General features: G+C 63.6%; 1 protein-coding gene. It reads left to right on the top strand.

The genetic code is table 11. The annotated features are described in order from the left end of the window. The first annotated feature begins 1,007 nt into the window (after positions 1-1,007). Positions 1,008-1,616 (top strand): fibronectin type III domain-containing protein, encoded by a 609-nt coding sequence (locus BQ17_RS22070; protein ID WP_133512522.1) that lies wholly within the window; start codon positions 1,008-1,010, stop codon positions 1,614-1,616. Positions 1,617-1,907: the final 291 nt, after the last annotated feature.

The following is a 1,907-nucleotide window of genomic DNA, read 5'->3' as shown; positions in this document are numbered from 1 at the left end:
GAAATTGCGAAAAAACGCAATGACGCAAGGACGCCAAGCCGCAAAGAAAGAACAAAGAAACTTTGCGTCTTGGCGCCCTTGCGTCCTGGCGTTAAATGGGCCGGAAACGGCCCTTGCCCAACCTACAAGATCATGTTTTCGGGAAGATTTATACGCGCTCGCCCTGGGGGTTGGCCTGATCGGGCCTGCCCAGGATCCGGTCAGGGGCTCCTGCAGATCGAGAGCCCCGGATAAAGGATCGAGAAGGCCCGATGCGGCCTGATCGGGTCCGCCGAGTACCTTGTCGGGCCTGCCCATAGGCGGGAAGGCCCGATAAAGGCTTAAGCAGGCTGGAATTGATCCGGTCGGGCCTGCCCAGGATCCGGTCAGGGGCTCCCACGGATTGGGAGCCCCAGATAAAGGATCGAGGAGGCCCGATGCAGCCTGATCGGGTCCGCCGAGTACCTTGTCGGGCCTGCCCAAGGGCGAGAAGGCCCGATAAAGGCTTAAGCAGGCTGGAATTGATCCGGTCTGGCCTGCCCAGAGTCCGGTCAGGGGCTCCCGAAGGTCGAGAGCCCCCGATAAAGGCTTGAGAAGGCCCGATGCGGCCTGATCGGGTCCGCCAAATGCCTTATCGGGCCTGCCAAAAATCGGGAAGGCCCGATAAAGGCTTAAGCGAGCTGGAATTGATCCGGTCTAGCCTGCCCAGGGTCCGGTCTGGGGCTCCCGCAGGTCGAGAGCCCCGGATAAAAGATCGAGGAGGCCCGATCAATGGCGGAGAGGGCCTTGCTGGAGATCCAGGATGCCTATCGGAGATCCGGGCCGGGGCTCTCGGGGTCCGGACCGGCCTGCCACAACCTCCGCACGGGCGGCCGGATGGGTGGCAAGGACCGCCGCAGACTTGCGCCACCCCGCCCAAGGACGAGAGAATCTCGCCTCAGACATTGGCGGGCCTGCCGCCGGGCGGGTCGCGCCGGCAGGACAGGTCTTGCGTTCCCCAGCACCAAAGATCGGGAGGAATCACGAGCATGGCGACATTCCCCAAGGCCGAAGCCAGAGTTCAATCCCTGGCCCATGAAATCATGACCGGGCTCCAGGCCCACGCGGAGCTGTTTCCGAATCCGCCGGTCACCCCCGAGGCGATCGGGCAATCCCTCACGGCCTATACCAAGGCCGCGGACCTGGTCAAGGAACAGCAGGCGGCGTTCAGCCATGCCGTCGATGCCAAGAACGAGGCCCTGGAGGCCTTGACGGACACGATGAAAATGGTCCTGAGATACGCGGAAAACGTGACCCATTTCGACGATACCAGCCTCAAATACCTGGGCTGGGGCGGACGCCGCGCCGGCGCGCCCCTGGAGCCGCCCGGTCAGACCCGCTCCCTGGAAAGCCCGCGCCGGGGCGAAGGCTGGATCTTCCTGGACTGGAAAGAGCCGGATGCAGGCGGCAAGGTAGCGGCCTACAAGATCCAACGCCGCGAGGAAGGCTCGGAGCGCTGGACAGACGTGGGCACGGCGCTCGCTACGGAAGCGACCCTCTCGGATCAACCGCAGGACAAACAGTTCGTCTTCCGGGTGGTAGCCATCAACAAGGCCGGAGAGGGCGAGCCGAGCAATGGGATATTGGCGATGCTCTGAGCCCGTAGGATGGGCAAAGCGAGCGTCCTTCGCACTCGTTTCCAGGCTCCGGCGCCTGCCTGTGCGTCCCTGCACGCAGACAGGTGGGAACCTCGTCTTGTCCGCTCCAGCGGAGGCATTGTTATCCGGTGCGGCCCGGAAGGCGTCTGCTCTGAGCGTTGCCGATAGCTGGTCATGGAGTCCGTAAGCCGTCTGAAAGACGGCGGTCCCAGCTGGCCTGGGATCGCCGACATTCTGTCGGCCCCTGGGATAATGCCGAGTTGCCGGTCCAAATGGTCATCAGTCAGGCTG

The organism is Candidatus Thiosymbion oneisti, assembly GCF_900092655.1.
Lineage (GTDB): Bacteria > Pseudomonadota > Gammaproteobacteria > Chromatiales > Chromatiaceae > Thiosymbion > Thiosymbion oneisti.
This window is presented reverse-complemented; position numbering and strand designations above follow the sequence as displayed.

Excerpts from the sequence above, each read along its gene's own strand:
- BQ17_RS22070 (WP_133512522.1), top strand. The coding sequence starts at position 1,008 with ATGGCGACATTCCCCAAGGCCGAAGCCAGAGTTCAATCCCTGGCCCAT.